We start from the raw sequence: 25,904 nt of genomic DNA, 5'->3' as shown, positions 1-25,904 counted from the left end.
ATTAATCCTCCAATCCAGCTGGTTTCTTTTCATAAAATTTGTTGTTACGTTCAATAAAGTCAGCAACACGCAAAACAGATTCTTCATCAAATCTCTTAGCCATAATTTGTAAACCAACAGGCATACCATTAACTAGACCTGCAGGAACACTAGCAGCTGGAACACCAGACATATTTGCAGAAATAGTCAAAATATCGTTATTGTACATCTTAATTGGGTCCTTAACTTCTGAACCAATTTCAAATGCTGGTTCAGTAGTTGTTGGTCCAACAATTACGTCGTTATCTTCAAAAATTTTGTCAAAGTCACGGCAAATTAAAGTTCTTACCTTACTTGCTTGTCTGAAGAACTTATCATATGAACCCGCTGACAAAGCAAATGAACCTAGCATAATCCGGCGCTTAACTTCATCACCAAAACCTTCTGAACGAGATTTTACATAAACATCAAGCAAGTTTTTAGTATCCTTAGCACGGTAACCGTAACGAATACCATCATATCTTTGAAGATTTGAACTAGCTTCACTTGAAGCGATGATATAGTAAGTTGGGACAACGTATTTAGTGTGAGGAAGTGACACTTCATTAATGATGGCACCGTTTTCCTTAAGAAAATCAATTTGTTCTTGAATCGCTTTACGAACGCCTTCATCAACTGCATCACTCATGTATTCCTTAGGAACCGCAACTCGCAAGCCTTTAACATCTTGGCCTAACGCCTTGGTAAAGTCAGGTACAGTTTTTTCAGAAACAGTTGAATCATGTTCATCTGCACCACTAATAACGTTTAAAACTTCTGCTGCATCTTGAACTCGCTTAGTTAAAACACCAATTTGATCAAGTGATGAAGCAAATGCAATCAAGCCCCAACGTGATACTCGGCCATAAGTTGGCTTAATACCAAAAATACCGTTGAATGCTGCAGGCTGACGAATTGAACCACCTGTATCTGAACCAAGGGCAGCCACAATTTCACCACTAGCAACTGCTGCTGCAGAACCACCAGATGAACCGCCTGGCACCTTATCTAAATTCCATGGATTATGTACTGCGCCAAAGTATGAGTTTTCATTACTTGAACCCATTGCAAATTCGTCTAAGTTAGTTTTACCAACGACAGTTGCACCAGCTTTTTTAAGCTTAGACACAACAGTAGCATCATAGACTGGAATAAAGTTATCCAAAATATGACTTGCAGCGGTAGTTTTAAGACCATTAGTTACAATATTATCTTTAATTGCAATTGGAACACCTGCTAACTTATTTGCAAAATCCAAGTTTTCACTTGCCTTTGCATCTTCATCAACAGTAATAAAAGCATTAATCTTTTTGTCAGTTTCTTTGATATTAGCAATAGTTTTATCGGCTAATTCTTGAGCTGAAACTTCACCATTAGCTAATTTTTGGTTTAAAGAGTCAATAGTTTCGTTTAAGTAATTCATTAATCGTTATCGTCCTTATCAATAATTACTGGCACCTTAATGAAGCCATCACTAGTTTCGGGAACGTTTTTAAGCATTTCCTTACGATCTTGCCAATGTTCTGGCTTATCTTCGCGATAAACTGTATCACGATCAACTACTTGAGTCGTTTCAGGAACACCTTCTGTATTAACTTCTCCCAATTGTTCAGCCATTTCAATAATCTTTCCCATTTGGGAAGTAAATTGATCTAACTCTTCATCTTTAAATTCAAGCCGTGACAAAGCAGCTACGTGCTTGATTTCTTCTTTTGTAATTTCCACTATTTTACCTCCTTATTCGCCACCATATATATGTGAGCTATAACTATCATCGCCACTGTTTTTATAAACAATTGCCTGGACATCATTAACTGAACTTATTTTTATTTCAATTGGTACATCTTTGGCTAAATATTTTTTAGCCTCTGATTGCACTAATCTTGTAAAACTTTGAATTTGAACGTAACCATAAAATTGCGTTGTAATTTGAATGTTCTCCTGAGTTAATTTGTCATTTTGATAGCGAACTGTTGCTACAACCCCACTCAAGTTAGGGAAATAATCTTCAATAGCTGATTTAAAACTATTAAAGGCTGAAGCATCATCACTATTAACAGGTGATTCATTATTTACAGTTGGCAAGACCTGGCTCTTTTCGGAAACAGACTTCCAATTAGTTATTTTACTACTATTACCCTCTGCTACGCCATATGCAAAGAAAGTTCCACCAACTAATGAGTCTTGACTAGTCTTTGAAAAGAGAGAAATCATTATCGGAATATTTTTCATTTCCTTTTTCTTACGTAGTCTAGCTACTATTTTATCAGCTGTTTCTTTTCCATATTCCTCTTGTTTAGATCGAGAAATATTACTTGAATATTGTGGTCCACCAGTTGTCTTTTGATAATAATCAATAGAATTAAGTGCTAAGCCCAAAGAAATACCAGATAATTTATAATTTGATCCTGAGCCGGTTAAAAAATCTTGTTCCAAAATTTGATTTAAAATAACGGGGTTTCGGGTTGTTTCACCTGTTTTACCATTATTTTTAGGATTGAGGCCATCTGGATATGATTTAGATTCTCTCATTAGCCAAGAAGAAATAGTAGAACTAGATAATTTTTGTCCTTCTTGAAAAACATATTTATTCGTTGAAAATACATTTTTGTCTAAATTGACTAAACCACGTTCTAGCGCTTCACTATCAACTGTATTATCAAGATCACTTGACGTAAGTCCAGAAGTTGAACTAGTTACATATTTCCCATTTTTTAATAAAACAGTATAACCACTATTAGTTGATGTTGTTTGATACTTTTTAGTTTTATTATTAGTGGTTGTAGCATTATTAGCTAAATCTGAATCTCCTAATCGACCACAACCCGCTAACACAAGCATCGATGATGCCAACAAAGCTATTTGTAAAAACTTTTTCACAATCATAATCCCTTTTATTGAATTTTTTCGATTGCTTCTTCTTCAGTCAAAAGTGCAATCTTTAAGCTTTCAGCCTTAGTAAGTTTAGAACCAGCATCTGTTCCATAGATAACATAATCAGTCTTTTTAGAAACTGAACTTGTAACTTTTGCTCCAAGGCTTTCAAGCTTTTTAGTAAATTCACTTCTAGTAAAATGTGCCAATTTTCCAGTTAAAACTACAGTCTTATTTTTAAAGAAATTATCAACAATTTCTTCCTCAGACACATCTTCACCTAAATAATCAATATTTACTCCACTATCAATTAGTTCTTGAACTAATTTTTGAACACTAGCTTGTGCAAAGTAAGTAGTAATTGATTCCGCAATCGTCTCTCCTATTGTATCAATTGCTGTTAAATCTGACACGCTTGCTTGCATAATCTTATTTAAGTTTTTAAATCTTTGGACGATTAATAGTGCTGCCTTAGCACCTACATGATCAATTCCCAGCCCATTTAATAGTAATTCTACTGAATTTTGTCTAGAATTATCAATCGCTGTAAGCAAATTACTAATAGATTTATCACCAAAATGATCAAGTTCTGCTAAATCATCTGCAGTTAAATGATATAAATCTGCAACATCTTTAACTAAATCATGTTGAATTAGCTGTCGAACAATTTTCGGTCCCAGGCCCATAATATCCATAGCTGGCCGTGAAGCAAAGTGGATAATTCCTTCTTCAATTTGAGCTGGGCAAGCTGGATTAATGCATCGTAGTGCAACTTCTCCTTCCAAGTGAACCAAACTTTGTCCACAAGATGGACATTCGGTTGGAATCTCATATACTTGACTATTAGCTGGTCTTTTACTTAAAACAACCTCTGAAATTTCAGGAATTATGTCACCTGCTTTATGCAGTTTAACAGTATCGCCTATTCTCACATCTTTTTGTTTAAGCAAATCAGGATTGTGCAGTACAGCTCTTGACACAGTTGTTCCTGCTAATTCAACAGGATCCATCACCGCAGTTGGTGTTACTACCCCTGTTCTTCCCACTGTCCAAACAATTTCATGAACTATAGTTTCTTGTTCTTCAGGTGGGAATTTATAAGCGATTTCCCATCGTGGTACCTTAACAGTATTGCCTAATTGCTTTTGTAAAGTTAAATCATCAACTTTTAAAACAATTCCATCTATTCCGTAGCTCAAGCTATCTCTTTTACTAGTGTATTCATCAATATATGCAAAAACTTCATCTAAATTAGCTAATTTTCTTCCAGTTTCATTAGTATGGAATCCTAACTTGGACATTTGTTGTATTGCTTGATGTTGACTAGTAATTTCCTTAGGAGGATTTACCCAAGTATAGATAAATGTACTTAAATTTCGCTTTTTGGTAACTTTTGGATCAAGTTGACGCAAACTTCCTGCAGCCGCATTTCTTGGATTGGCAAAAATTGCTTCTCCATTTTCATCACGCTCAGTATTTAATTTTAAAAAAGCTGCTTTTCCCATATAGCATTCGCCACGTACTTCTGTAGTAAGTTTTTCAGGCAAAATCTTAGGAATATCATCAATATATTGCACATTTTTAGTTACATCTTCACCAATTCGACCATTACCACGTGTTGAAGCTTGAATTAATTTTCCATCAACATATTCAAGTGATAAAGATAATCCGTCAATTTTTAATTCAACGTTATAAGCAACAGGTCCTCCCACTAATTTTTGAATTCGTTGATCAAATTCAAAAAGTTCATCTTTGGAAAAGACGTCCCCCATTGAAAGCATCGGAACTTGATGTTCAACTTTTCCTAAATCTGATTTTATTTCTCCACCAACTCGTTGCGTAATTGAATCAGGGGTTACTAACTCTGGAAATTGCTTTTCAAGTTCTACTAATTTTTGATAATTCTGATCATAAACAGCATCTTCAACACTCGGAGCATCCTGTGCATAATATTGTTCAGCCCAAGTATTTAACTTTTTTCGCAAGGTTTCAATTTCTTCTTGAGCATTTTTTTTATTCAATTTAGCCATAAAACCTCCTTATATCAACTGTCCGTTTTTATTTTTATTATACCTTTTTAATTGGGGCAAATGCTGCTAAAAGGCGTTTTATTCCTTTAGATTCAAAAGCGATATCCAATTCCATATCTTCACCAGTGCCATTAACTTTAACTACAACACCTTTTCCCCATGCCTTGTGAGTGACTTGGTCTCCTACATTCCACCCCTCTTTTTCAGCACCTACAGCACCACTAGCTTTAGCTGCTGTCTTAGACGTATAAACTTGACTTCTTGCACGTTCATCTTTATTAAAGAATGGAATACTACTAGTGGAAGATACTGAATTGGCCCTTTGTTTATTGAAGCCGCCTGCATATTCTGTTTCTAAGTCTTCAGGCTTAATTTCTTGGACAAATCTAGAAGCTGGATTTGAGGTTGTTTTTCCATACATCGTTCTAGAAAAAGCATTGGTTAAATATAATTTCTCTCTGGCACGAGTTATCCCAACATAAGCCAAGCGTCTTTCTTCTTCAAGTTGATCTTCTTCAAGCATAGCACGTGACAATGGGAAAATTCCATCTTCCATTCCTACTAAAAAGACTACTGGAAATTCTAACCCCTTAGCCGCATGGAGCGTCATCAAAGTCACTTGATTTCCATCATCTTCAATATCATCTTGATCACTAAGTAATGTTACTTCACTTAGAAAATCATTAATTGGCAAGCTTTCATCATCTTCTGCTTCAAAATTATCATCAAAGCGCTTAGTTACCGTAAGGAATTCATCTAAGTTTTCTAATCGACTAGCACTTTCCAACGTTTTTTCTTTTTTGAGCGCTTCAGTATAGCCAAAATCTTCTAAAATCTTTTCAGTTAATCCGGTTACAGTATGACTTGCATCTTGAGCATAAGACACGCAATCAACCAATTTAGCATTAAAGTCAGCTAATTTTTTACTTGCTGCTGCTGAAACAGGAACTAATTCTAAGTTAGAAAGTGCATCACCTACTCCAATTCTTCGTTCATTAGCAAAAGTCAATAATTTTTCAACAGTAGCAGCTCCAATACCACGTTTGGGCATATTAACTATTCGGTTAAAACTCATTGAGTCACTCGTATTAGCAACTAATTTTAAGTAGGCCAAAATATCTTTAATTTCTTTTCTATCATAGAACTTGTGGCCACCAACAATTTGATAAGGAATATTCGACTTTACTAAAGATTCTTCAAAACCACGTGATTGTGCATTAGTCCGATACAGAATTGCAAAATCTTTATAATCTCTTTTTCCTGCTTTAACTGCTTCAGTGATTTTGGAAATAACAAAAATTGCTTCATCTACATCACTTTGAGCCCTATAATAGGTTATCTTTTCTCCAGCCCCCTGATCTGTCCAAAGCTTTTTAGCTTTTCGATTTTGATTATTTTTTATAACAGCATTAGCTGCACTTAAAATATGGCCAGTAGATCGATAATTTTGCTCTAATTTAACCGTGTGGACACCCTTTTCTTTATAATCTTTTTCAAAATTCAAAATGTTTTCCATATTAGCTCCACGCCAGCCATAAATGGATTGATCACCATCACCAACTACACAAACATTGCTGTATTGAGCAGCTAATAACCGACAAAGTTGATATTGAGCTTCATTAGTATCCTGGTATTCATCAACTAATAAATAACGGAATTTATTTTGATAATAATGCAAAGTAGCTTTATCTTTTTGAAATAAGACTAAAGTTTGCATAATTAAATCATCAAAATCCATAATTTGGTCTTGAACTAATCTTTTTTGATATTCTTTATAAATCTCACTGACAACCTGATCAAAAGGTCGATTTCCACTAGCTGATTCAAAATCTTTAGGATTGAGCAAATCATTTTTGGCATTCGAAATTGCACTCAGAATAGCTCTAGGATTATATTGCTTAGGATTAATATTTAAATCTTTTTCAATATGTTTGATTAAAGTAACCTGTTCACTAGAATCAGCGATTGAAAAATTGCGAGAATAACCAATTTTATCTGCATCCCGACGTAAAATCCTAACACAAAGGGCATGAAAAGTTGACATCCAAACATCTTGACCGGCAGGTCCTAATAGCTTTTGGACACGTTCTTTCATTTCAGTAGCTGCTTTATTAGTAAAGGTAATAGCTAAGATATTCCAAGGGGCAACTCCCTTTTCTTCAACGAGGTAAGCAATTCTTCTTGTCAAAACACTAGTTTTACCACTACCAGCTCCTGCAACTACTAAAAGTGGTCCTTCTGTAGTTTCAACGGCTTCTTGTTGTTGAGGGTTTAACCCTTTTAAAATCGTTTCGCGACTCATAAATTTTTCCCTTTCACTAAATTAACACGTTTATCATTATAACGAAAAAAGACTTCTTCGTTAACGAAGAAGTCTAGTAAAAATAAAAGATTAGTTGTCATACTTATTTAAATTAAACTGTTCAATTAAGTTAATTAACTTAGTAGCATAATCAGGATCTGTTGCGTAACCATCCGTAACTAGTGCTTTAGCTTGACTTTTATAATCTTTTGCTGCTAATACATGTTGATACTGATCTTTATTCCAAGTAGTACCATTTTGAAATAACCTAGCATGGGCTTGAATTGAAGATTCATATGAATCATAAATTTGAAAACTAGCTTTTACCGTAATCCATTTACCATTTACATACTCCTTAGTAGACAAAGTTTTGGATGTATTAGGATCACTGCTTTTTACACCAAATAAATTATTATATTTTTGAGACAATTCGCTTTGCCCATAATTACTTTCTAAACAAGCTTGAGCAATTGTAATACTAGGTAAAAGCGCAAAACCTTGATCCGCTTTTTGAGCAATTGGGCCTATTTTTTTTATAAAATCAGTTTTAATTTTCAGCTCCTTAGCTGCTGCTTGTTCTCTAGCTAATTGTTCTTGGCGAATTAATTCGTTATTAATCGCTTGTCTACGATAATAACGAAAACAAACAAAAGCCACTACTAAAATAAGTAGTACTCCAAAGACTTTAACTAAAGTTAATGTTGTTTTTTTTACTCGAGATCGTGAACGTGCCATTTTTATCCTGATTTCTATTTATACTGCATTATTTTAATCAACGGTTTTAAAATTATTGGGGCTAATATTGCACTAAATATAGCTTCTAATATCCCATTAAAAGCCAAAGCAGATGTTAAAAGAACCAATAAATTTCCATTAGTATGTCCTAGATGTGCCAAAAGCTCTTGATTTCCAGTAAGAATTACACTGGCTAAAATAATCACAAAAACTGTGTTAGTCAATGAGCTAATTAATCCTGATAAACAATAGTATAATCTATTATTTTTTAAAGCAACTATCCCTGCTAAGTATCCAGATAAAGCTCTAGGAATTATTGCAATAATTGGATTTTGAAAAAGAAATATACTTACTAAACTAGTCGGACGTGTATAAGCTAAAAACATACTAATTACGCCCCATACTATTCCCAACCCCATTCCTGCTCTAGCACCTAACAATACACTATATATTGCAATTGTTAAAGGAATAGTTGTCACAGCAGGCATGGCTGGAAATAAATATATATTTCCAATATTAGGAATAAATAATTCTAGCAACAGAAGTGCAAAAAAAATTGCACTAATTGCTAAATTTCTAGCCTTTTGATTTTTCACTTTGAAATTCCATCCAAAATAATTCTATAAAAAAGATGCTATTTTGTATAGTAATGCCTCTTTTTCTTGTACAAATGATAAACAAAAAAGGAAGCTGCTTACACAACTTCCTAACTGTATGCGGGCGAGAAGACTCGAACTTCCACGATCTAAAAGCGATCACAAGATCCTTAGTCTTGCGCGTCTGCCATTCCGCCACGCCCGCAACACTCCTATTATGATACACGAATCAGTAATTTAATGCAAGTGTTTTTTCATTTTAAGAGTATTAATTTATGATGTCATTTTCCACAAACATACTTTTTTAAGTCAATCCGCCTAATTCGATAGTATAACTTATGGCAATTAGTACATTGATAGGTATATTTTATCTTCTTTGCTAAGCCAATATCTGGTGCATAGCGGCTTCCACCTACTTGCTTTAGCAGAATTTTGAAATCTCTATTTTGATGTTTATACCCCATCTGATGAGTATGAAGATAATAATGACATAATTCATGCTTGATAATACCAATTAAATCCTTTCGATATTCTTTTTTTAAAAAATGAGCATTAATTTCAATATGACGATCTTTTAAATGATAGCGTCCACCTGTTGTTTTGAAGCGATAATTAATTTTTGCTTTTCCATTAAATGGATAACTAAATGATTCTAAAGATATTTTCCTAATCAGTTTTAATAGTTCTACTTCATTCATAATAAATTTATTTTACAACAAAAAAGACAACCTTTCAGTTGTCTAAAAAATTATATATCAATGTTGTAATTATTCTTTTCCCATTCGTCTCTGCACAAGCTTAACTAGCTCAACAATAATTATCATCAAGCAGCCTGTTCCCAAAACAGCTAACCATTGATCTAAATCTAATTCTGTAACTTTAAATACGTTAGTTAAGAAAGGCAATTCAACTGCAGCCATAATAATTGCAGAAATTACAATTGCCCAATTAAACCATTTATTTTGGAAAGTGTGCTTTCTAAAAATTGATTGGTGAACATATTTAGAATTAAATGCATGGAATAATTGGATTAAACCTAAGGTTAAAAATGCCATTGTCAAAGCATCCCCGTGTTGAAGCTTAGGATCAGCAACATGTGGTCCAATATGGAGACCTAGTGTATATACAATTAAAACTAATACACCTTCTAAAATACCTTGATAAACAATCGAACTTGCAACACCACCACTAAAGAAATTAGACTTTCTACCACGTGGTTTTCGATTCATAATGCCATCTTCAACAGGTTCCACCCCTAATGCAATAGCAGGTAGTGAATCAGTAACTAAGTTAATCCATAAAAGTTGTACAGGTTGTAATACATCCCAACCCATAATAGTCATAATGAAAACAGTCAAAACTTCCCCAACATTACAACTCATTAAATAAAGAATGGCTTTTTGAATATTTGAAAATACTTTTCTACCTTGTTTAACGGCTTCTACAATTGTTGCAAAATTGTCATCTGCTAAAATCATATCACTAGCGCCTTTTGAAACTTCAGTACCAGTAATTCCCATACCAATACCAATATCCGCTTGTTTCAAACTTGGTGCATCATTTACACCATCACCAGTCATAGCCACAATCTTTTCATTAGCCTGCCATGCTTTAACAATCTTAACCTTGTGTTCAGGACTCACACGGGCATAAACACTATAATCAGAAACATGCTCCTTAAAGTAAGTTTCATCCATCTTATCTAGTTCGCTACCAGTCAAGACTCTCTTACTCTGTCCCTTTTCAATAATTCCTAATCGTTCAGCAATAGCTTGAGCAGTAACTTGATGATCTCCTGTAATCATTACAGTTCTAATACCAGCTGCTTTTGCTTCTGCAACTGCTGCTTTTGCTTCTGGACGTTCAGGATCAATCATTCCTACTAATCCAGCAAAAATCAACTTGTTTTCAACAGTTTGACTATTAACTGCTTCAAAAGGCTTTTCCACTTCTTTATAAGCAAGTCCCAAAACTCTTAGCGCGTTTTGAGCCATTTCTTTGTTAGCTAAAAGAACCTGTTCTTTTTCTTTATCAGATAAATTGCTTACTCGTTTAAGTAATTCATCGGGAGCACCCTTAACGGCAACATAATATTTATCCCCGTTTTTATTAACAGTACTCATTAGTTTCCTATCTGAATCAAACGGAACTTCTTGCACACGCTTTTTAGTTTCTAATAAATCAGCAACATTAATGCCCTTATCTAAGCCAAATTGAGTTAAAGCTGTTTCCGTTGGATCACCAAGTAAGCCATCGGCCTGTAGTTTAGTATCATTTGCTAATAACATAGTTTGCATAATATCACTATTAGCATCAACCGCTTCACTAGCATCATGTAACTGACCATCATAATATATTTTTTCAACGGTCATCTTGTTTTGAGTCAAAGTCCCCGTTTTATCAGAACAAATAATATCAGTTGCCCCTAATGTTTCAACAGCTGGTAACTTTCTCACAATAGCCTTATGCTTAGCCATTGTTTGTGTACCCAAAGCTAAAATAATAGTAACAATTGCTGGTAAACCTTCAGGAATTGCTGCAACAGCTAATGATACAGCAATCAAAAACATGTCAATCATTAAACTTGCTTGACTTTCATTAGCTGGATTACGCAAAATACCAACAACAAATACTAAAGCACAGATACCTAAAATCATCCAAGTTAAAGTCTTACCCAGTTGATTTAAACTTTGTTTTAATGGTGTATCTGTTTCATCAGCTTCGTTAATCATTGTAGCAATCTTACCAACTTCTGTTTCCATTGCAGTGGCAACTACAACTCCTTCTCCTCGACCATAAGTTACATTGGTTGAAGAATATGCCATATTAACTCGATCAGCTAACGCAACATCATCTTTTGAAATTAATGATTTATCCTTTTCAACTGGAACCGATTCTCCAGTTAAAGCTGCTTCTTCAATTTTCAAGCTTTCAGTTGTAGTTAGTCTTAAATCAGCTGGAACAACATCCCCAGCTTCAAGTAAAACAATATCCCCTTTAACTAATTCTGTACTTGGTACTTCAACTACTTGACCATTTCTTCGCACATGTGCAACAGGTGTAGTCATTTTTTTCAAAGCTTCAATCGCTGCTTCAGAACGGGCTTCTTGAACAACACCTAAAATTGCATTCATTAAAACAACGAATAAAATAATTCCAGCATCAGTCCATTCTCCAGCAACTACACCGGAAACCAACGCAGCTATCAACAAGACTATAATCATAAAGTCTTTAAATTGATCAATAAATCGAGCAAACATACTCTTGCCCTTTTCAGTTGCTAAAGCGTTAAGGCCGTCTCTTTCTAAACGTTCTTGTGCCTTAGCAGAACTTAAACCTGATTGAATATTAGTATCAAGTTCTTGTTCAATATTTTCAGGACTTTGAGAATAATAATTCTTTGGCAATTTAATACCTCCTAACAAAAAAAGACTCACGTGCTGACGCACATAAGTCTCACTAATTAAGACAAGCCCAGAAAGTTTTTCTTTCGGTTGTTGAGCTTATCGCAATTTACATTGCCGTTACTCCCTTATGATAGCTTTATTATAGGTAAAAAAAGCTTAAGTTTCAAGTTATCTATTTTTTATAAAAGTCATCAAATACTGTAATTGGTAACTCTCTCTTGTGCTTAGTCTTATTCCACCAAGCTTCGATTTTTTCTGCAGCTGCCAGCTTCACTTCTTTGCCTTCAAGATAGTCATCAATATCTTTATAAGTTACACCCAAAGCTACTTCATCAGGTAAATCTGGAGCGTCTTCTTCTAAATCAGCTGTAGGTGCTTTAAGGTATAAATGTTCTGGACATCCTAAATACTTAAGCAAAGCTTTACCTTGACGTTTATCAAGTCTAAATAACGGAACAAGATCACTAGCTCCATCGCCATACTTAGTATAAAATCCAGTTATATTTTCTGCTGCATGATCTGTACCTACAACCGCACCGCTATAAGCTCCAGCAATACCGTATTGAACGATCATTCTTTGGCGAGCTTTAATATTTCCCTTGTTAAAATCAGTAACTTTAACTCCAGCTTTTTCTAAGCTTTCCACTGTTTTATCTACAGCATCTTTTATATTAACAATTAAATCAACATCTGGTTTTTGAAAAGCAACAGCATCAGCTGCATCACTAGCATCATTTTGAACGCCATAAGGCAAACGAATAGCAATAAACTTATATTCTTGATTTCCAGTTTCTGCTCGTAACTCATCAATTGCTATTTGACAAAGCTTTCCTGTCAAAGTTGAATCTTGCCCACCACTAATTCCTAACACTAAGCTCTTTAAAAATGGATGGGCTTTTAAATAATCTTTTAAAAAATCAACTGAACGTCTAATTTCTTTTTCCGGATCAATTTCAGGTAAAACATGTTCATAAGCTATAATTTCTTTTTGCAAATCTCTCATTAATGCAAACCTCGATTTCTAATTTTAGTTCTTATCTCACTAATTAAATCTATTTTACTTTCATATAAGTTTTGTGACAAATCTACAGGATATTCTTGTGGATTAAGACTTCTCTTATATTCATCCCACAAGTTTTCTAAGTTTGCTTGACAAAAAGCTTTAATTTCAGCAAGTGAACGTGGGTGATCAACATATTTTCCTTCGATAAAGATATCTTTTAATAGAGGTTTGGCTGTGAAATTTGTTACGACTTTATTTATATATGTATATTGTTGATGGAACATAAATAGGGCATTAAAGTTTCTAGGATCTTCTCCTACTCTTGCCACCCAATCTCCTTCGTTTTTTCGATCACTATTAGCGCAAATTCTCCAAACTTGTTTTTTGCCAGGAGTTGAAATTTTAATTGCATTAGAAGAAATTTTCAAACTATCTTTCCAATTGCCATTTTCATCTTCTATCGCTACTAATTTATATACTGCTCCTAAAGCAGGTTGATCAAATGCAGTTATAAATTTGGTTCCAATTCCCCAAACATCAATCTTAGCTCCCTGCATCTTTAAATTAGTGATTGTCTTTTCATCTAAATCGTTTGAAGCAAAAATTTTAGCATTTTTGAAGCCGGCATCATCTAACTGTTTACGAACCTGCTTGGAAATATAAGCCATATCTCCCGAATCAATTCTTACACCTAAGAAATTAATCTTATCGCCCATTTCTTTTGCTACCTTTATAGCAGTAGGAACACCTGAGCGAACAGTATCATAAGTATCAACTAAGAATACACAATCTTTATGTGTTTGTGCATATGCTTTAAAAGCAGCATATTCATTGCCAAATGCTTGAACTAATGCATGAGCATGAGTACCACTTGCAGGAATTCCAAATAGTTTAGCAGCACGGACATTACTTGTCGCATCAAACCCACCAATATATGCGGCACGAGTTCCCCATAATGCAGCATCAGTTTCTTGGGCGCGTCGTGTACCAAATTCCATTAATGCATCTGATCCTACAGCTAATTTAATTCGAGCAGCTTTAGTAGCAAGCAAGGTTTGGAAATTAACAATATTTAAAATTGTAGTTTCAACTAACTGACATTGTGAAAGAGGCCCCTCAATTTGCACAATTGGTTCATTTGCAAAGACTAATTGACCTTCTTCCATTGAACGAACAGTCAAGTTTAGTTCCAGGTTTCTCAAATATTCTATAAAATCGTCATCATAATCTTGTGTTTCTTTAAGAAAGGCCAAATCACTTTCGCTAAAATGCAAGTCATTAAGGTATTGGACAATATGTTCCAACCCAGCAAAAACAGCAAAGCCATTACCAAAAGGTTCTTTACGATAAAAGACTTCAAAAACCGCCTTTTTTTCACTAATTCCCTCTTTAAAGTAGGTATACATCATATTGATTTCATATAAATCAGTATGCAATATTAATGAATCATCTTCATCGATTTGCTTATAAAACATTCTTTTCTCCTATTGCAATAATAAATTAATACCTTTTTATTTTAACAAAAAAGCCTGCACTTGCGCACAGACTTATAAATTAAGATATTTTTGATTTTTAAAAAAGTTTTGAATATAATCCAGCTTGCCATTTAGTCTTTATTCTAAGCTTTAAGAACGTTACTAATTTACGCTTAAATGGCTTACTTCCCTCCATCCAAGTTCCAGTAAATACGTGAATTGTCTTAGAATTTTTAGATGGATTACACAAGATGCCATCAGGATATACATGGATATCATCTTTTAAAACTTGTTCTTGATTATTAGGTACTGCTCCATATTTATCTTTCAAAATATCCGATACTGAAACTGTATTAACTCCCGCCATTTGGTCACTGCTATCAAATTCAAAATCGCGGTCATTATAATAGTCCAACATATCTTTAATCAATGGATGGCCCTTTTCAGCTCCAAAAACTGCTGTAAAGGGATTATCTTTATTTTCAAAACCAACAAAACATTTATTATCTAACAAATCCTTTAAATCATCTAGAACTAAAACATCTGTATCAAGATAAATTCCACCATATTCATAAACTGCCTTAGCACGAATATAATCGGAAACAAAGGCCCATTTTTTCTGTTTATATGCTTGCTCTACATATTTATTTTCATGAATATCAAAGTTAGATTCATTCCATTCAATAATTTTATAATCACCTAAATGTTTCTTCCATGTTTTCATACAGGTTTGAATTTTCTCAGGCTTGGGATTACCACCAACCCATACATAGTGAATAATTTTTGGTATCATTTTATGCCTCATTTTTTATCTTTGTATAAGCTTGTAATATCATTTCTAACTGATTAGCTAAACTAAAATTATTCATTAAATATTCTTTCTCTCGTTTAGCCATTTCCCTCAATTCAATACTTGGCATCAAGCTTGCTTTAAGAATTTGCTCTTTAATCATATCCAAATCTCCAATTGGACTAACAAAACCATAATCTGCACTTGGAATCATCTTTTTAATATCACCAACATCAGTTGATAAAAGAGGAACCATATTATCAGCTGCTTCCAATAACACAAGTGGAAAACTTTCAGAATATGATGTAAGCACCGCTAAATCACATCTCTCATATAAATGAGAAAGATCGTCATGACTCATAAAACCATGAAAAGTAACTTGATTTGAAATATTTAATTCTTGAGCTAAATTTTTCAAATTTTCAAGTTCACTACCATCTCCAGCGATATGTAATCGAATATGTGGATCATGCAAATCTTTAAGGGCCTTCAAAAGCAGTTCCTGTCCTTTTACTTTTTCACAACGTGCTACATTAACTAAATTAAAATAAGGATGGTCATACTTAGCAGGTAAATCAGAACTCTCATGAAAAAAGATTCCATTATAAATAATATGGACCTTTTTCTTATTTATTCCTATTTTTTCAGTTAACAAATTAGCAAAATTTTGAGTAATAGCTAAAATGCCATCTGCTTTTTTTAAAGCTTTTATATTTAACTTGGTAAAAATCCAGCCCATAAATCCACGCCCCTCAAAATCTAATAATGGATTAGAATGAACTGTAATTACCCACTTAGCATTTATTCGCTTTTTTATCAAAGAAAGGTATAAATTAGCTCTTGCCCCATGAGTATGTACATAGTCAAAATTATTTTCATTAATAAATTGGGATAATCTTTTTAAACTAGTTAAATCATATCGACTTTTAGTTTTCAGTACATGCGTTTTTATCCCTTTGGAAATTGCTTTTTGACTAACTGGTCCTTCTGCTAAAGTAAGGAGTTCAAAGTCTTGTCCCTCTTTTTTAGCTTCAGTCAATAAATTAATAATATGAAAAAGGCCACCACCTTTTTCAAGTCCAGCATTAACATGCAGAACCTTCATTATCTTCTTCCTCTCTTACTCCGATAAACTTCTTCAATAAATCTAGGTAATGCCAAAAACCTTCTAAAACGACTAGGTTCTTTTAAAAAGCGATATACCCATTCAATATGCAAGTCTTGCCAAACTTTTGGTGCTCGTTTAGCATGACCTGAAAAGACATCAAAGCTACCACCTACACCCATCATAATTGCAGGTAATTCTTGTTTTCTCAAAATATCTAATAGTTGTTCTTGTTTTGGATACCCTAATGCAGCAAAAACCATATCAGGCTTTGTCTTAGAAATATCACGAGCAATAATGTCTAACTTATCTTTAAAATATCCATTTTTTAAACCCACAATTTCGATATTAGGATATTCTTTTTGAATTCTTTTTCCTAAATCATCAATCACTTCTTCTTTAGCACCGATGAAATAAACCTTATTTTTTCTTTGGTTCGCTATATCAAGCAGCCACGTAAAAAGATCATATCCTGTAACTCGTTCCGAAATTGGTTTATTTAAGATATTGGCTGCTTTTATAATTCCTATTCCATCTGCTGTTACAAAATCTGCATCTTGATTTATTAACTTCATAAAGACTGGGTTTTCATTTGCAGCCATCACAATTTCAGGATTAGCTGTAACAATAAAAGTGGATAATTTATCATCTAATCTTCTAATAATTTCATTTTGATATCCTTTTAAACTATAATTGTTGAACTTAACACCTAAAATATCTACTTTTTCCGGCATATTATCTATTCCTTCTAAGAAATTTATTTGTCACATTTAGAATATCTTGATTAAAATCTAGTTTCATCATAAACATTAATCCTAAATAAATAAGCATAACTATTATTGATTTTAAAGCCATATTGAAAAAGGCACTAGCTAAAATTTGAGGGATTAACATTCCGATACTTAAACTTACTATTCCAATAATAAAGTATTTGGGGATATCTTTAAACACATATTTAAATTCGTAGCCATCTCGCACAATCCAGATTCTTAAAATTAGCACAATAACTTCTGTCGTTAATATACTTATTAAAGCACCTGTAGCACCAAATTGCCGATCTAATATAATACTCAAAAGAACCTCTAACACAGCTCCTATACATACTGGAATTGCATAGTCTTTATCTCTTTTGTTTGCCAGTGCAAATTGATTAGCAAATACCCCACCCATTGGAATAAAAATTATAGTTAATGTGAAGAAAAACATTAATGGCGTCATTGGAATATACTTCTCTCCGAAGAAAAAAGGTACAAACTCTTTAGTATTAACCATCACGATTACAGAAAATAACGTCCCTAACATAACCGTTGCTTCCAATGATTTTCGTAAAATCTTTTTCTGAGCTTCTTTTCCTTCACTAGCCATTTTAGGCATCATAACTAAAGTGATACTTGTAATAACCCCCAAAATCATATTAGCAATCCTTTGCGAATTATCATAATAAGAAACTTGTGTAGTATTCTGAAAGAAATTTAAGATTGGTTTATCTAATGAAGTATAAATTTGAGTAGCAATTTGCGGAATTAATAAAGTAATAATAGCTTTGCTAGTGATCCTTAACTTGTAAAAATATTTAGTTGGCTTTCCAACATAACTTCTAATATTAAACCAAAAAACAAAAGAGCCTAACATTGTAGAAACCGACATGATTAGCATATATTTATATAAATCACTAGGCTCTTTAACTAACACTAAAATTAGCAATACACTGATAAGCTTAACAATTGTATTTCTAAGTACTACTCTCCCAAAATCAGCTAAGCCTTGAAAGAACCAAGCTATATCCAATTGAGCTGAAATCAAAAATGGCACCATTAGCAAAATATAGTTCCAATATTTCACCTTAAAAACAATTGATACTAATACAGTCAGGGCAATAGTAACTAATCCTGCAATTCCTTGAAAATACCATAATCCCCAGAAAGCTTCAGTTAAATCTTTTTTTGGATTTTCTGCTCTAATTCTCGAAATTGTTCTCATTCCAATATAAGATACCGAAAGAGTACAAAAAACCATTAAAAATTGAAACGTATTATTTACACTACTATAAATGCCATACGTATTAGGTCCCAACACTCTAGATAAATATGGCACTGTAATTAATGGCACTAAAACTAAAAAGATTTGATAGATAGCATTATAAAAAATATTTAATAAAGTTTTTTTCAAACTAGTTCACCCTTTTGGTTAACTCATAAATAGATTGACAACAATTCTTATCTTTTTCAAAAAAAATAGTACACAGCTTGTTTCTTCTTTCTTTATATGGATCTTTATCTATATTTTTTAAGATTATTTGTAATTCTTTTTGATTCAATACTTGCTGTCCTGGAACAATCTTTTCATATGGTGACATTAGTAACCCTCTAGCTTTTGAATATTGCTTTAAGAAATTACTTACAAAAATGATAGGCCGATTTAAAAGTAAATAGTCAAAGAAAATAGAAGAAAAGTCAGTCATCAAGAAATCTGTTATTCCTAAGAGCTCATATAGGTCTATATCATTTTCATTAAGATAATTATTATTCAAAAAAGCTATGTTAGAAGCTTGTTTCATTTCAGCACTAACTAATTTCATTTCGTAAGGATGCAGTTTTACAATTAGATATTGATTATTTTCTACTAAAGTGGAATTTAAAGCTACAATATTAAAATCATCAAAAGCAAAAAAATTACCTGATTCAATTTGATTCATTATAGTTCTATCTTCAAGTTCATATCGAAATGTAGGCATATAAATTCCAATTTTTGCTTTTTCATTATCACTATCAAATAGATCTTTTAAAATTATCCTCTTTGAAATTGGTTTATTCAAGAAATCCAGTCTAGGAAATCCAGTTCTTATAAATTTATTTGTGTCTATACCTACGCAACTTGCCATCAAAGTTTCATAGATATCCGAAGAAGAAGCTATATAATCAGCCTGATGCTGCCAAATATTCATATTATGCTTATTTGTATGGTATTTTGTATTGTATGCCATAAAGCCCATTCTTTTTAAAGGAATTCCATGCCATAAAGAAAAACTAATTTGCTTTCTTTTTATTTTAAATGGTTGATGGGTAGTGAATATATATTGTGCTCCTCCTATTTTCTTCCATACACTCCACTTCAAATGAGATGATGGCCACGGCTCTACCAAAGTTACATTTAACTCTGGATGTTCTTTTCTAAGATATTTATAAAATAAATATCCATTTGATCCCGAACGTCCTGCGCCATTTAAAATTACAAAAGAATTTGATCTAATTGGGACAAAAAATGCACATAATTTTAAAAATCTAATATACAAGCCGAATAAAACGCTTTTCATGAATATCCTCCCTATTCTTACTATCAAATTTTAGCAAAAAAGGACCCCTACATGAAAGCTTTATCAAAGTTTTGTCTTTTCTTAAAGTATGATACTATTAATCAAGTAATAAAGGAGCTTATGCTATGAAAAAAGTAATTACTTATGGAACATTTGATTTGTTACACTATGGACATGTCCGCTTATTAAAACGAGCTAAAGAATTGGGCGATTATTTAATCGTAGGTCTTTCAACCGATGAATTTAATGAATTCAAGAAACATAAAGAGGCTTACAATTCATATGCTGAGAGAAAATATATCCTTGAAGCTATTAAATACGTCGATGAAGTTATTCCAGAAGAAGACTGGGATCAAAAAATAAAAGATGTACAAAAATATGATATCAATACTTTTGTAATGGGAGACGATTGGAAAGGAAAATTTGACTTCTTAAAGCCATATTGTGATGTGGTCTATCTTCCAAGAACTCCTGGAATATCAACTACCAAAATAAAGGAAGATTTAAAATAAAAGGAGATGCGCTATGCATCTCCTTTTATCGTGAAAATGTAAATTCGAATCTTTCAGCTACATACTCCGCACGCGTATATTCAAATGGCTGCCCATCAGTTAAAGTAGTTACTTGTCGCCGAGTAACCAAGGCATCTCCTCTATGAATTTTTAAGTACCTTGCATCATTTTCATTAGCAATACTTGCCCCAATATTTTCAACTACACTTCCAATCTTATATCCACCTTTTTCTTCTAAAGTCTTATATAAACTAGTCGAAATATCATGTTTTGAAAAATTTTTTATTAATTTTTGAGGAATAGTTACTACTTCAAAACAAATAGGAATATCATCCGCATACCGAATTCTCTCCATTCTGAGAACATTGTCGTTCTCGTTAATTTTCAATCTTTCTTTTTCAGACAAAAACGGTTTAGTAATTCGATAAGAAAGTAGTTTCGAAGATGGTACTTGGCCATTGGCCCTTGTAATTTGCGTAAAGCTCATAACACCTGACATTTTTTCCTGAACTTTTTGACTTGATACATATGTACCACTCCCTAGTCGTCTTTCCAGGATTCCTTCATCTTCAAGCGTTTTTATAGCTTGTCTCAATGTCATTCTTGAAACCCCAAATTCCTGTGCTAACTGCCTTTCCGCAGGAATTCTTTCTCCAACTTTATATACGCGGTTTTCGATATCTTGCTTAATTTGATTATGAATTTTTATGTAAATTGGTTCCTGCATTCTTATCGCCTCCCAGAATTAGGTCATCAAGTTGTATAAACATATTGTAGAGCAAATTGGTCTAGATTTCATCATTCTGAAAAATAATGAATTATTTTCTTTTTTCCCACTTTAATCCCAAAATATTTACATTCGGCAAATTAGTATATTCTACGCTTAGTGCCTTTTGATCACTAGATAAAACGTTAGTTCTAAAAATAGCGTCATCTTGAACTGCTAATGTGGCACCATTAGGGTTCAAAATAATATCATGTCCCTTAAACTCAGCTTCTCCATTTACAGCTAAGAAGAATTCAAATTCTTCACTACCATTAAAAGTAGATCGGGTAGCATCACAACTCGCATTTTGTTGAAAGTCAGCATGTGACTTACAAAGAGAATTAGTCATTGTTGTTTTAGTGCCTGCAATAGCCATTAAACGATCACACTTACTATTTTGAAGTAGCATAGTTGTTGAACCATCTAAATACATGCCTCCACTAAATACAGAATTTGCAATATTTAACCAACATTCATCGTCACTAGTAAAAGCATTGTCTTCTTTAGAATATATTTGACAATTAAGCATATTCAACCAAGTTTGCCCTGCTAAATGAACATCACGTAATCTAGAATTATTTATAACTAATTCAATATTAGTATCAGAAAAAGTATTGATACTTGAATTTACAGTTGAATTATTTATTATTGCAGTTCCAATTCCCTCTAATGCTAATCCACAATAATCGGTAACGGGATAATCTATTTGAGAATCATTCATTTCAAGCCTAAAATCTGATCCAGAAAAGAACGATACACTACCATTTATTACCCGACATGAATATAACTCAACTGTACATTTTCCATTTAACGCTATTGCTGCATTTTCATTAATCTCTGTCTTTATAACACAGTTTCTCAGTGTTAAATAAGTATCTGCATTATAAGGAATAAAAAGCGCATTTCTTTCCCCAATAGTATTAATAGTCAAGTTCTCTAGCGTTACATATCTGCTATCAGGTGATACAGAAATATACCCATCGATTACAGTATCTTCTGGACTTGCTCCAGTCCCCTTGATAGTAACATCACAAGCTGAAATGCCCTGTTCTAATTCATAAAAACCAGGCTTTAAGAGTAACATATCATCCGCCCTGAGATTTTTTAGAGCTTCTTTCCAATCGATTTCATCGCCACCAGCGCCTACTTTAACAATTCTTGGCACGTTATCACCTCTGAGTATAAACAATAATCTTACATACTTTAACAAAAAGGTTTTTTTTAGTAAAAAAAAACGCTCACCAATTGGCGAGCTATTTTTTTCGGGTTGGGTGTTCTAAAAACACTATTGGGTTAACTGGATTCGAACCAGTGCATGACGGTACCAAAAACCGTTGCCTTACCACTTGGCTATAACCAAATCAAGTGGAGGAGAGTGGATTCGAACCACCGAACTCAGGGAGAGCGGTTTTACAGACCGCCGCGTTTAGCCACTTCGCTACTCCTCCGAAACGTTACTTAACTATGATATCTAATTTATCAAAAAAATGCAAGAGATAAATTAAACTTTTTGAGTAACATTCTTTAAATTAATCAATTTCAGCTAAATGCTCTTTGATTAAAGCTATAGCTTCCTGCAAATGATACTCTTCATCGCTAGGTAATGATAATTGAGCAATTTTTTCAACACCATTTTTTCCTATTACTGCAGGATAGCCTAAATAAATACCATATTCTTCAACATAAACGGAACAAACTGTATAAAAATATTCATCAGTTAAAACTGCACGCACTAATTCCATCGCAGCACTTGTAACTGCCCAATTAGTAAAACCTTTACCTGCAATTAATTTCTCGGCATTGCTTTTGGCTTCATTTGCAATTTCAGCTTTTTCAGCATCAGAAAATTCGTGATTAACAGTTGACCACGCAATAAAATCACAAAGTCCATGTTCACCAAGTACAAAGCCACCAATTTGCTTACTGTTTAATTCCAACTTTTCGCTAATTACTCGACGCAAGCGCACGCTATCTAGCATCGTTCCAATTCCAAATACCTTTTGCTTGGGTAAATCCGTAGTCTTTTGTAAAACAGTCGTAATGACATCACAAGGATTTGCAATATTAATGATTATTCCATTAAAACCACTGGCTTTAATTTTTTGACCAACACTTTGTGCATTGCGACTATTAATTGCTAATTCTTCACTACTACTAGTTACCTTCACACCAAAGCCTGCAATAATTAAATCAGCATCCCTTAATTTATCCCAGTCACCATAATAAACTTTAACTTCATGGTCATTGACTGGCAACGTATCTAACAAGTCAATAGCTTCAGCCTGCATTTTGGCTTCATTAACATCTAGCAAAACAATTTCATCACAGTAGCCATGAGTAAAAAGGTTAAACGCTGCAGTTGCACCAACATTTCCTAGACCAATAATCCCTACTCTTCTCATAACCATTCTCCTTTACAAATAATAGCTTATTATACTCTCATTACTAGTTTTTTCGAAAAAAAAGCTCTGAATCTTACGATTCAGAGCTACCTCTATTGGGTTAACTGGATTCGAACCAGTGCATGACGGTACCAAAAACCGTTGCCTTACCACTTGGCTATAACCCAATCGTTTGTGAGCTTTTACTTGTTGCTCAACAAATAATATAATACCCAATAATTTTATTCTCGTCAACAAAAAAATTAAAAAACTTGAAATATTCTGCTATTTCATTCCTTTAGCTGGACAATAGCTACCAGCAAATTCTACTTTATCACCATCAAAAATTAATTTAACTACACTACAATTTTCAAAATGAAAGTTAGTTTCAGGGAAAATATTTCTTACATACATTCCTAAAATTGCTCCGTGACCAACTGCAATTGCGGTTTCTCCATCTGCAAGCTGTTTTTTAATATATTCAATAGCTCTTTTCATTCTATCTACGGCCAAAAAGTCTGCTTCCATAGTAGGATCTGCCACACTTCCATGATTCCATGGTAAAGTGACTTCATCTTGCCCCTCATAAATTCCATACCACTTCTCACGCATATCTTTCAGTCTTTCATATGACATTTTTCTTTCAGTAATAAATTCTAACGTATCAGATGCTCTTTCTTGAGTTGAGCAAAAGGCTTTATCAAATTTTATCCCATTTTTTCTAAAAAAATCACCTGTAACTTTTGCTTGCATTTGTCCTAAGACTGTTAGAGGTGAATCTACCCTTCCTTGAACTTTGTGATAATAATTAAAAACAGTCTGTCCATGACGAACTAAGTAAATTGTTTTACTCATACTTCTCTCCTATTAAGTATATTACAAACATAAATAGTACCATAATTTTATCCCAAAAAGAAAAAGGACTCCTCAAGGAGTCCTTTTATTTATATTTGTTCAGAATAAATTCAAAAATATTAGTACCAACCATTAGCTAACCAGAAGGCCTTAGCAGCAGTCCATGAACCATAACGGCTGTATACGTAGTTATCAGCAACCTTTTCTTGGTTAGTAGCTGATAAGTCACCATTCAAGTAACTGATTGAAAGTTGGTATTTACCATAGTATTGACCGTTTTGTGCAGTGTAAGAACCACCAGATTCTTTATTTGCAATCCAAGCTTTAGCATCTGCTTCAGAACCAGTTGCAGTTGAAGTGTATGAACTAGTTGTGCTTGTTGTAGTTGAAGTTGAACTAGTTGTTGAGGCTGAACTGTAGTTATTTGAAGAAGCAGCATTTGCATAACTAGCTGTATTAGCAACTTGATTTGATGCTTGAGTAGATGAAGAGTAGCTACTGCTTTGTGAAGCCACTTGATTAAAAGCTACATATGGGTTGACACTATTAAGACCAGCTTTAGTCCATTTGGCTTCAATCCATTGTCCACCACCTAAATCATACCATTTGTTGCCTTGACTATCATATGCAGTTTCAAAGACTTTCCAACTAGTTGCATGTTGAAGCTTGTTATTGTTCTTCAATTGTGGATTATCTGGATTGTCCCAAATTGCAATACCATATCCTGGAACATAGTTAATAGTTACAACATCAGTATCATTGTTAACAATAGTTGCAGCGTGTGCAGTATTTGATTTCAAGTTAGTTGCCATTACACCAGTTAAAGTAACTGCTGCAACTGCCATAAATTTCGTAAATAATGAATTTAATCTGATAGACTTTGCGTTTTTCAAGAATAATCTCTCCTTAATAATAACTTTTCTCGTCTGTCAAAATTTCGTCTGTCATTCAATTGACATGATATATACTAGCAGGCGAATATTTCAGAAAAGTTACACAGCTATAGATAGATTATTAAAAATATTATGTCTAATGTTACAATTTGAAATATTTGTAATATTAAATATGGCTTTATTCATCTTTTTGCGAGATTAGAATTACAAAAATTACAAAACCTAACTATTTATTACACAATTATTTATTAGTAGTCGTTAAATTCAGTAAAATGATGCCAATGATAATCATAATTATAGCCAGTACTGTAATCAGATTAGTTTTTTCTTTCCATAATATTATCCCAATTACTGTAGTAATAACTATTCCTACTCCTGACCAAATAGCGTATGCGACTCCTAAACTAATTGTTCTTAAACACTTAGAAAAGAAGAAATAACATGAGGCATAAGAAAATAATGCCAGCAACCCCAAAAACAATTTTGAAAAGCCATCAGATGCTTTCAACAATGTAGTACCTATTAATTCACCAATAATCGCTATCAACAAATAAACATATTCCTTCATACTATCACCAGCTAGTAATTATGCCAGAATATGTATTAAAAGCCTAGATTGCACCCTAGTTTGTTTTTTGCTATAATTTTTTGTTAAGCTGATTTAGCTCAGTCGGTAGAGCATCTCCCTCGTAAAGAGAAGGTCGCCAGTTCGATTCTGGCAATCAGCATTAAGTCGTTGAAAAAATAATAATTTCGAATTATAATATTAATGTACGCGTGGTGCTAGTTAAATCTTTCTAGACAATAAGCCAAATTATAAGCTAAAATTGCAATTTCCAACCGGCTTTG

At 33.3% G+C, this 25,904-nt stretch carries 23 protein-coding genes and 5 tRNA genes; 2 read left to right on the top strand and 26 right to left on the bottom strand.

What is annotated here, in order from left to right:
• Nucleotide 1 precedes the first annotated feature (1 nt).
• The 17 genes from gatA to ETI37_RS06195 all read right to left on the bottom strand — a co-directional run bounded on the left by gatA (nucleotide 2) and on the right by ETI37_RS06195 (nucleotide 19,648).
• The gene (gene gatA / locus ETI37_RS06275; RefSeq protein ID WP_006587727.1) at nucleotides 2-1,441 is read right to left on the bottom strand and encodes an Asp-tRNA(Asn)/Glu-tRNA(Gln) amidotransferase subunit GatA; all 1,440 of its coding nucleotides are present in this window, start codon (nucleotides 1,439-1,441) and stop codon (nucleotides 2-4) included.
• Nucleotides 1,441-1,743, bottom strand: a complete 303-nt coding sequence (gatC, locus tag ETI37_RS06270; RefSeq protein WP_006586328.1) for an Asp-tRNA(Asn)/Glu-tRNA(Gln) amidotransferase subunit GatC — start codon at nucleotides 1,741-1,743, stop codon at nucleotides 1,441-1,443. The genes gatA and gatC overlap by 1 nt, the downstream gene beginning before the upstream one ends.
• 12 nt (nucleotides 1,744-1,755) lie before the next feature.
• A complete protein-coding gene (locus tag ETI37_RS06265; protein WP_022091327.1) occupies nucleotides 1,756-2,898 on the bottom strand; it encodes a CamS family sex pheromone protein in 1,143 nt (380 codons plus the stop codon).
• 14 nt (nucleotides 2,899-2,912) lie between these two features.
• Nucleotides 2,913-4,922: an NAD-dependent DNA ligase LigA gene (gene ligA, locus ETI37_RS06260; protein WP_006586326.1), complete on the bottom strand. Its 2,010-nt coding sequence runs from the start codon at nucleotides 4,920-4,922 to the stop codon at nucleotides 2,913-2,915.
• A 37-nt stretch (nucleotides 4,923-4,959) separates the two neighbouring features.
• Complete coding sequence (pcrA, locus tag ETI37_RS06255) at nucleotides 4,960-7,224, bottom strand: DNA helicase PcrA (RefSeq protein WP_006586325.1); 2,265 nt, start codon at nucleotides 7,222-7,224, stop codon at nucleotides 4,960-4,962.
• A 90-nt stretch (nucleotides 7,225-7,314) separates the two neighbouring features.
• Entirely contained in the window at nucleotides 7,315-7,959 is a 645-nt protein-coding gene (locus ETI37_RS06250; RefSeq protein WP_006586324.1) for a glycoside hydrolase family 73 protein, read from the bottom strand.
• Between the two features lie 14 nt (nucleotides 7,960-7,973).
• Nucleotides 7,974-8,555 (bottom strand): ECF transporter S component, encoded by a 582-nt coding sequence (locus tag ETI37_RS06245; RefSeq protein ID WP_006586323.1) that lies wholly within the window; start codon nucleotides 8,553-8,555, stop codon nucleotides 7,974-7,976.
• A gap of 119 nt (nucleotides 8,556-8,674) precedes the next feature.
• Nucleotides 8,675-8,760 (bottom strand) — tRNA-Leu (locus ETI37_RS06240).
• A gap of 76 nt (nucleotides 8,761-8,836) precedes the next feature.
• Entirely contained in the window at nucleotides 8,837-9,253 is a 417-nt protein-coding gene (locus tag ETI37_RS06235; protein ID WP_006586322.1) for a SprT family protein, read from the bottom strand.
• Between the two features lie 69 nt (nucleotides 9,254-9,322).
• Entirely contained in the window at nucleotides 9,323-11,962 is a 2,640-nt protein-coding gene (locus ETI37_RS06230; RefSeq protein ID WP_022091328.1) for a calcium-translocating P-type ATPase, PMCA-type, read from the bottom strand.
• 172 nt (nucleotides 11,963-12,134) lie between these two features.
• A complete protein-coding gene (nadE, locus tag ETI37_RS06225; RefSeq protein WP_143458492.1) occupies nucleotides 12,135-12,965 on the bottom strand; it encodes an ammonia-dependent NAD(+) synthetase in 831 nt (276 codons plus the stop codon).
• The gene (locus tag ETI37_RS06220) at nucleotides 12,965-14,440 is read right to left on the bottom strand and encodes a nicotinate phosphoribosyltransferase (protein WP_006586319.1); all 1,476 of its coding nucleotides are present in this window, start codon (nucleotides 14,438-14,440) and stop codon (nucleotides 12,965-12,967) included. The genes nadE and ETI37_RS06220 overlap by 1 nt, the downstream gene beginning before the upstream one ends.
• A 97-nt stretch (nucleotides 14,441-14,537) precedes the next feature.
• The gene (locus ETI37_RS06215) at nucleotides 14,538-15,233 is read right to left on the bottom strand and encodes a glycosyltransferase family 32 protein (protein ID WP_006587729.1); all 696 of its coding nucleotides are present in this window, start codon (nucleotides 15,231-15,233) and stop codon (nucleotides 14,538-14,540) included.
• A 1-nt stretch (nucleotide 15,234) separates the two neighbouring features.
• Nucleotides 15,235-16,335 carry a glycosyltransferase gene (locus tag ETI37_RS06210; protein WP_006586317.1) on the bottom strand — a complete coding sequence of 367 codons (1,101 nt, stop codon included), beginning with the start codon at nucleotides 16,333-16,335 and terminating at the stop codon, nucleotides 15,235-15,237.
• The gene (locus ETI37_RS06205; RefSeq protein WP_006586316.1) at nucleotides 16,335-17,069 is read right to left on the bottom strand and encodes a WecB/TagA/CpsF family glycosyltransferase; all 735 of its coding nucleotides are present in this window, start codon (nucleotides 17,067-17,069) and stop codon (nucleotides 16,335-16,337) included. The genes ETI37_RS06210 and ETI37_RS06205 overlap by 1 nt, the downstream gene beginning before the upstream one ends.
• A gap of 1 nt (nucleotide 17,070) precedes the next feature.
• Nucleotides 17,071-18,504: a lipopolysaccharide biosynthesis protein gene (locus ETI37_RS06200; protein ID WP_006586315.1), complete on the bottom strand. Its 1,434-nt coding sequence runs from the start codon at nucleotides 18,502-18,504 to the stop codon at nucleotides 17,071-17,073.
• A 1-nt stretch (nucleotide 18,505) separates the two neighbouring features.
• Nucleotides 18,506-19,648, bottom strand: coding sequence for a CDP-glycerol--glycerophosphate glycerophosphotransferase (locus tag ETI37_RS06195; protein WP_006587730.1), 1,143 nt, complete (start codon nucleotides 19,646-19,648; stop codon nucleotides 18,506-18,508).
• Between the two features lie 125 nt (nucleotides 19,649-19,773).
• Between ETI37_RS06195 and tagD the strand changes: the two genes are divergently transcribed.
• A complete protein-coding gene (tagD, locus tag ETI37_RS06190) occupies nucleotides 19,774-20,160 on the top strand; it encodes a glycerol-3-phosphate cytidylyltransferase (protein WP_006585657.1) in 387 nt (128 codons plus the stop codon).
• A gap of 25 nt (nucleotides 20,161-20,185) precedes the next feature.
• Here tagD and ETI37_RS06185 read toward each other — a convergent pair whose 3' ends face one another.
• From ETI37_RS06185 to ETI37_RS06145, 9 genes are all read right to left on the bottom strand, one after another.
• Nucleotides 20,186-20,887 (bottom strand): GntR family transcriptional regulator, encoded by a 702-nt coding sequence (locus tag ETI37_RS06185; protein ID WP_006586313.1) that lies wholly within the window; start codon nucleotides 20,885-20,887, stop codon nucleotides 20,186-20,188.
• 91 nt (nucleotides 20,888-20,978) lie between these two features.
• Entirely contained in the window at nucleotides 20,979-22,091 is a 1,113-nt protein-coding gene (locus ETI37_RS06180) for a hypothetical protein (protein ID WP_006586312.1), read from the bottom strand.
• Nucleotides 22,092-22,214: 123 nt separating this feature from the next.
• Nucleotides 22,215-22,286 (bottom strand) — tRNA-Gln (locus ETI37_RS06175).
• Between the two features lie 6 nt (nucleotides 22,287-22,292).
• A tRNA-Tyr gene (locus ETI37_RS06170) sits at nucleotides 22,293-22,374 on the bottom strand.
• Between the two features lie 81 nt (nucleotides 22,375-22,455).
• On the bottom strand, nucleotides 22,456-23,328 hold the full coding sequence (locus tag ETI37_RS06165; protein WP_022091329.1) for a lactate/malate family dehydrogenase: 873 nt from the start codon (nucleotides 23,326-23,328) through the stop codon (nucleotides 22,456-22,458).
• A 95-nt stretch (nucleotides 23,329-23,423) separates the two neighbouring features.
• Nucleotides 23,424-23,495: transfer RNA gene (locus ETI37_RS06160), tRNA-Gln, on the bottom strand.
• Between the two features lie 97 nt (nucleotides 23,496-23,592).
• Nucleotides 23,593-24,162 (bottom strand): histidine phosphatase family protein, encoded by a 570-nt coding sequence (locus ETI37_RS06155; RefSeq protein WP_006586310.1) that lies wholly within the window; start codon nucleotides 24,160-24,162, stop codon nucleotides 23,593-23,595.
• A 119-nt stretch (nucleotides 24,163-24,281) separates the two neighbouring features.
• The gene (gene apf / locus ETI37_RS06150; protein WP_225305989.1) at nucleotides 24,282-25,055 is read right to left on the bottom strand and encodes an aggregation-promoting factor; all 774 of its coding nucleotides are present in this window, start codon (nucleotides 25,053-25,055) and stop codon (nucleotides 24,282-24,284) included.
• A gap of 241 nt (nucleotides 25,056-25,296) precedes the next feature.
• Nucleotides 25,297-25,623 (bottom strand): DMT family transporter, encoded by a 327-nt coding sequence (locus ETI37_RS06145; RefSeq protein WP_006586308.1) that lies wholly within the window; start codon nucleotides 25,621-25,623, stop codon nucleotides 25,297-25,299.
• An 87-nt stretch (nucleotides 25,624-25,710) separates the two neighbouring features.
• Between ETI37_RS06145 and ETI37_RS06140 the strand changes: the two genes are divergently transcribed.
• Nucleotides 25,711-25,783, top strand: a tRNA-Thr gene (locus tag ETI37_RS06140).
• The last annotated feature ends 121 nt before the right edge of the window (nucleotides 25,784-25,904 follow it).

It is taken from the genome of Lactobacillus mulieris (assembly GCF_007095465.1).
Lineage (GTDB): Bacteria > Bacillota > Bacilli > Lactobacillales > Lactobacillaceae > Lactobacillus > Lactobacillus mulieris.
The sequence above is the reverse complement of the archived record's forward strand: the minus strand, read 5'-3'. Positions and strand labels throughout refer to the sequence as shown.